Origin of the sequence: Spiroplasma sp. ald, from assembly GCF_044714355.1 — a bacterium.
Classification (GTDB): domain Bacteria; phylum Bacillota_I; class Bacilli_A; order Mycoplasmatales; family Mycoplasmataceae; genus Spiroplasma; species Spiroplasma phoeniceum.
In genome coordinates this window covers 1-5,172 of sequence record NZ_RXFY01000076.1, presented here as the reverse complement: position 1 = coordinate 5,172, position 5,172 = coordinate 1, and the positions used below count along the sequence as shown (strand labels likewise).

The 5,172-nt window shown below is 26.7% G+C and carries 8 protein-coding genes and 1 pseudogene; all 9 read left to right on the top strand.

The window, feature by feature from the left end; all coding sequences use genetic code 4:
- Positions 1–203: pseudogene (locus tag EHU54_RS04275) on the top strand (hypothetical protein); the annotation flags it as partial.
- A gap of 115 nt (positions 204–318) precedes the next feature.
- Positions 319–678: a 30S ribosomal protein S16 gene (gene rpsP, locus EHU54_RS04270; protein WP_400249114.1), complete on the top strand. Its 360-nt coding sequence runs from the start codon at positions 319–321 to the stop codon at positions 676–678.
- 25 nt (positions 679–703) lie between these two features.
- Complete coding sequence (locus EHU54_RS04265; RefSeq protein WP_126820775.1) at positions 704–955, top strand: hypothetical protein; 252 nt, start codon at positions 704–706, stop codon at positions 953–955.
- Positions 956–1,447, top strand: coding sequence for a ribosome maturation factor RimM (locus tag EHU54_RS04260; protein WP_400249113.1), 492 nt, complete (start codon positions 956–958; stop codon positions 1,445–1,447).
- 1 nt (position 1,448) lies between these two features.
- On the top strand, positions 1,449–2,252 hold the full coding sequence (trmD, locus tag EHU54_RS04255; RefSeq protein ID WP_400249112.1) for a tRNA (guanosine(37)-N1)-methyltransferase TrmD: 804 nt from the start codon (positions 1,449–1,451) through the stop codon (positions 2,250–2,252).
- On the top strand, positions 2,206–2,562 hold the full coding sequence (gene rplS / locus EHU54_RS04250) for a 50S ribosomal protein L19 (RefSeq protein WP_400249111.1): 357 nt from the start codon (positions 2,206–2,208) through the stop codon (positions 2,560–2,562). Before trmD ends, rplS begins: the two co-directional genes overlap by 47 nt.
- A gap of 66 nt (positions 2,563–2,628) precedes the next feature.
- Positions 2,629–3,477 carry a ribosome biogenesis GTPase RsgA gene (locus tag EHU54_RS04245; protein ID WP_400249110.1) on the top strand — a complete coding sequence of 283 codons (849 nt, stop codon included), beginning with the start codon at positions 2,629–2,631 and terminating at the stop codon, positions 3,475–3,477.
- A 55-nt stretch (positions 3,478–3,532) separates the two neighbouring features.
- Positions 3,533–4,423, top strand: coding sequence for a ribosome biogenesis GTPase YlqF (gene ylqF, locus EHU54_RS04240; protein WP_400249109.1), 891 nt, complete (start codon positions 3,533–3,535; stop codon positions 4,421–4,423).
- Entirely contained in the window at positions 4,416–5,033 is a 618-nt protein-coding gene (locus EHU54_RS04235) for a ribonuclease HII (protein WP_400249107.1), read from the top strand. Before ylqF ends, EHU54_RS04235 begins: the two co-directional genes overlap by 8 nt.
- Positions 5,034–5,172 lie beyond the last annotated feature (139 nt).

Sequence of the window (5,172 nt, the reverse complement as noted above, 5' to 3'; positions counted from 1 at the left end):
ATTTTAAAATAACTAGGTTATGCAAGAAGTCTAATAAGCTACATTCTAAATATCAAGGCGAAACATTAAACAAACGGGTAAATGAAAAAATATTTGGAATTAGTGGAAAAGGGATGACATTACATAAAAAAGATGTTTTTATCCCACAATCAGTGTTAAATGTTTTTAAAAATGATTTTTCTGAAGAAGGAAAATATGATTAGCAAAAAATAAAGTGTTAAGTTAAAAAACTTGACTCTTTTTTAATTTCAGGTATTATATAAAGGATGTTAAGTTTTATAGTTTAACATGAACGCAGAATTAGAAAGGAAATTATTAATGGTAAAATTACGTTTAAAAAGAATAGGTAAAAAGAAAGCAGCATTCTACCGAATTGTTGCAACAGATGTTCGTGTCAAACGTGATGGAGAATATATTGAGTTAATTGGAACATATAATCCTATTAATGGTGATGTAAAAATTAATCATGATCTTGCTTACAAATGATTATTAACAGGAGCACAACCAACTGATACTGTTCGTAATTTGTTAAGTAAAGAAGGCTTAATGACTAAATTGCATAATGAAAAATATGCTGCTAAAACAACAAAGAGTACAAAAGAAAAGGCAGCAACAGATAAAAAAGCAAAGGTAACAAAGAAACCGAAGGCAAAGACAACAACAGATGCCAAAAAATAGTTGTAATTAAGTGTGGTGTTAATTAATGTATATTACTGAACTTAAAAATTTAATTAATCCGTTAATTTGTCAGGATGATAATGAATTATATTATGAAATTCGTCAAATGCCATCGACAAATGTAGGAGAAATTAATTTATTAGTAATGTGTAATGAAGAAGTGTTAGGATATGTTGTTGGTAAAGCAGGAATAATTGCTAATAGCTTAAGAACTTTATTAAATATTAGAGCACATGTTGATCAAAATAAAGTTAATATTAAGTTTGAGGTTTTATAGATGGAAACTTTGTTAAAAATTTTTAAACTTAAAAAGCCCCATGCAATTAAAGGTGAACTTAAAGCAACTTTATTAATAAACATTAAAAATATAAATAAATTGCTTAATAAATTAATGTTTATTCAAGTTCAAATGATGTATACGCCAGTAACATTAATTAAAATTACTGCTACTAAGCAAGATTATATTTTAAAATTTAAAGAGTTTACTAATATTAATGAGGTAATAGCTTTTAAAGAATGCTATTTATTTGCTCAAAAAGCAAATTTGAATTATACAGAAGTTATTAATCAGGAAAATTTAATTAATTTTACAGTCTTTCATAATCAAAAAAAAATTGGGATTTTAGTAAATCAATTTGAAACTAAGGCACATCTTGTTTTTGAAATTAAAACAATAGATGGTACATTAATGATGATTCCAAATGTTGATGCATATGTTGAACAAGTTGATCTGCAACAACAAGAAATTATTTTAAAAAAGGTGATTTAAAATGAAAAAGTTTACAGTATTAACTTTATTTCCAGAAATGTTCAATAATTTTATGACAACATCAATTATTAAAAAAGCACTTTATGAAAAATTAATTGCAATTAAAATTGTTGATATTCGTGATTATAGCATTGACAAACATCATCAAGTTGATGATTACCAATATGGTGGTGGTGAAGGAATGATTTTAATGATTGAACCATTAGTAGCAGCGATTAAAGCTCACCAAACAAAAGACAGTGTAACAATTTTGTTAACACCACAAGGTAAGCAATATGTCCAAGAACAAGTGCAACAATTTGCAGCAAATGATAATGATTTAATTTTAGTTTGTGGGCATTATGAAGGCTTTGATGAAAGAATTTTATATTATATTGATTATGAATTATCAATTGGTGATTATATTTTAACTGGCGGTGAATTAGCTAGTATGGTTGTAATTGATAGTGTTACTCGTTTATGTGAAAATGTAATTAATACACAATCACATCTCAATGATTCTTTTTCTAACAATCTATTAGATTATCCTGTTTATACAAAACCAGTTGAATATGATGGCTATTATGTTCCTGAAGTTTTATTAAGTGGTCATCATCAGAAAATTGCCCAATGACGAGAATATGAAGCATTAAAAAAAACTTGATTAAAACGTCCCGAACTTTTAGAAAAAAAAATTTTAACCACAGAACAACAAATATTATTAGAAAAAATTAAAAACGAAAAAAGGTTTAACGACCGTAGAAAGGAAAAAAACAGTTATGAAGATGAATTTAACAGAAGAAATTACAAAAGATCAACTTCGTAGTGATTTGCCACAATTTTCTTCAGGAGATACAATTAAAGTACATTATAAAATCCAGGAAGGAAATAAGTTTAGAATTCAAGCTTTTGAAGGAGTAGTAATTAAGTTACAAGGTAGCGGAATTGCAGAATCAGTTACAATTCGTAAAATTAGTAATAGAGCTGGCGTTGAAAGAAAATTCCCTTTACATTCGCCATTAATTGATAAGATTGAAATTGTAAAATATGGACGAGTTCGTCGTGCTAGAATTTATTATATGCGTAATCGAACTGGTAAAGCTGCTCGAATTAAAGAGATTATTAAAACAAAATAACCCTAAAAGACTGATAAAGTCTTTTTAATTTGTATTAAAATAATAACACAAGGAGGAAACACAATTATGTGTGATAAGAAATTTTCAATTCCCAAAGAATTTATTAAAAATAATAAGAGGGTTTATAAACTTGCTGAAACAGCTGATGTTATTATTGAAGTAGTTGATGCAAGAATTGCACATTCTGGTGCTAATCTTTTAAATTATGCGAAATTAAATGATGTGAAAAAAATAATTTTATTTTCAAACACACAAAAAGCTGATGTTGAGCAAACAAAAAAATGAATGGAATATTATCATAGCCAAGAAATTTATTGTCAAATGTTATTATGTCATGAAGAGCAAACTAGTAAAGAATATCAGCGGTGTTTAGTCAATTTTAAGAAACTTTTAAAAAAGTATGCTAATAAGAAGATATTAATTATTAGTTTACCAGATAGTAATAAAGAACTTTTATTAGAAAAAATATTTGATAATAATGAAACATTTGAAAAAGGAAGAGGAATATTTTTTACCCGTGAAAAAATTTATCGTTATAATAATGTTGAATTTATTGACACAGTACCAATTACAGGGATTAATTTTTCTCAACCAGATGTTTATTGAAATACACAAATTTTAGGAATTTTTAAAATAGAGGATAATACAGAAATAGTAGCAATTAAAGCATTCCAATTGTTATTAACAAAATATCAAAAAAAATTAGAAACAGCATATAGTGTTCGAATTCAACCAAAATCATCAGTAAAACAAATTGTTAAAGAATTTATTAAATTAATGACAACAAATTTATCTTTACCTGATAGTGAAACAACCGATAATTTACTTCTATGTGCTAAATTTTTAGAAGATATTAAAAAAGGGAAGAAGATTCCCGCAATTTCATTGGAATGAGTTGAAGATTATGTTAAATAATTTTTATTTAAAATGATAAAAATTATTAAAAAAAGATTAAAAGGAGGAAAATAAAATGACAACAAATATTCATTGGTTTCCTGGCCATATGGCAAAGGCAATTAAACAAATTGATGAGCAAAGTAAATTAATTGATTTAGTAATTGAAATTGTTGATAGTCGAATTCCGTTTTCCTCTTCAAATCCATTGGTTGATAACTTACGTGGTTTAAAACCAAAGTTAATTATTTTAAATAAAAAAGATTTAGCGGATCCAGTTGCCATCAAGGCATGACTTGAATATTACCAATCGCAACAGATTGCTGTTTTACCATTGGATAGTAAGCATGGCAATCTTACAAAATTAATTATTGAAAAAATTTATTTTGTTTTAGCTGGTAAAATTGAACGTGATCAAAATAGAGGAATTAAATCACCAAAACTAAAAGTAATGGTAATTGGTATTCCTAATGTTGGAAAATCTACTTTTATTAATGCTTTAATAAAACGAAATTCAACTCGAGTTGGCAATAAACCAGGTGTAACAAAAGGCCAACAATGATTAAAATTAAATCATCAAATTGATTTAATTGATACCCCGGGAATTTTATGGCCTAAAATTAATGACCCACAAGTAGCAATGAATTTAGCTTTTACACGGTCAATCAAAGAAGATATTTTACCAAAAGAAGAAATTTGCTTAGCTGCAATAAAATGAATGCATAAATATTATTTTTCTTTGTTAGCGAAGCAATATCATCTTTTACCAAGTGATAATTTTGATGTAACAGATGAACAAAAACTTTTTGAATTATTATTAGTAATGCAACAAAATCATTTTCATAAAGTTGATGAAGATAATGTTAATAATATTGTTACTGATTTTTTAAATAATTTATGAAATAATAAGTTTGGTTTAATGTCTTTTGAGTTTCCACCTGGAAGAGGAACAATTAATTATGAATAAATTTGAACAAGAGATTTTAATGCCATATCCTAATACAACAATTATGGCAGGAACTGATGAAGCTGGCCGTGGGTGTTTAGCAGGTCCTTTAGTTGTTAGCGCTGTTATTTTACCGCTAAATTATGTTAACGATGAAATTAAGGATAGTAAAAAATTAACAGTAAAGCAACGAAATAAATTAGCAGATGAAATTATGTCTATTGCAATTAGTTATACGATTGAGATTATTTCTGTTGCAATGGTTGAAATTTTGAATCCTAAGCAAGCAAGTATTATTGGTATGCAACAAGCAATTGATAATTTAATGGTTAAACCAGATATAATTTTAACTGATGCAGAAAAGTTAGGACCATTTTATCATCACCAAGCAATTATTAAAGGAGATAGTCTTTCACAATCAATTGCGGCAGCTTCAATTTTAGCAAAAGTAACAAGAGATAATTTAATGCTCAAATTTGATCGAGATTATCCACAATATGATTTTAAAAATAATAAAGGGTACGGAACCAAAAAACATTTATTAGCCTTACAAGAATTTGGAATTACATCATTGCATCGGAAAACTTATCGCCCTGTTCGTGAAGCTATGTTAAAAAATAATGTTAATTAAATAATGTTAATTATAAAATAGGCCATATAAATTATTTTGGGGTCTTAAATTAATATCTTAGAAATTGTGGAATAATATACCACGTACTTATTTAGATTGTATTACTTTTAATTTTATTGTCAATATATTTTTCTATTTT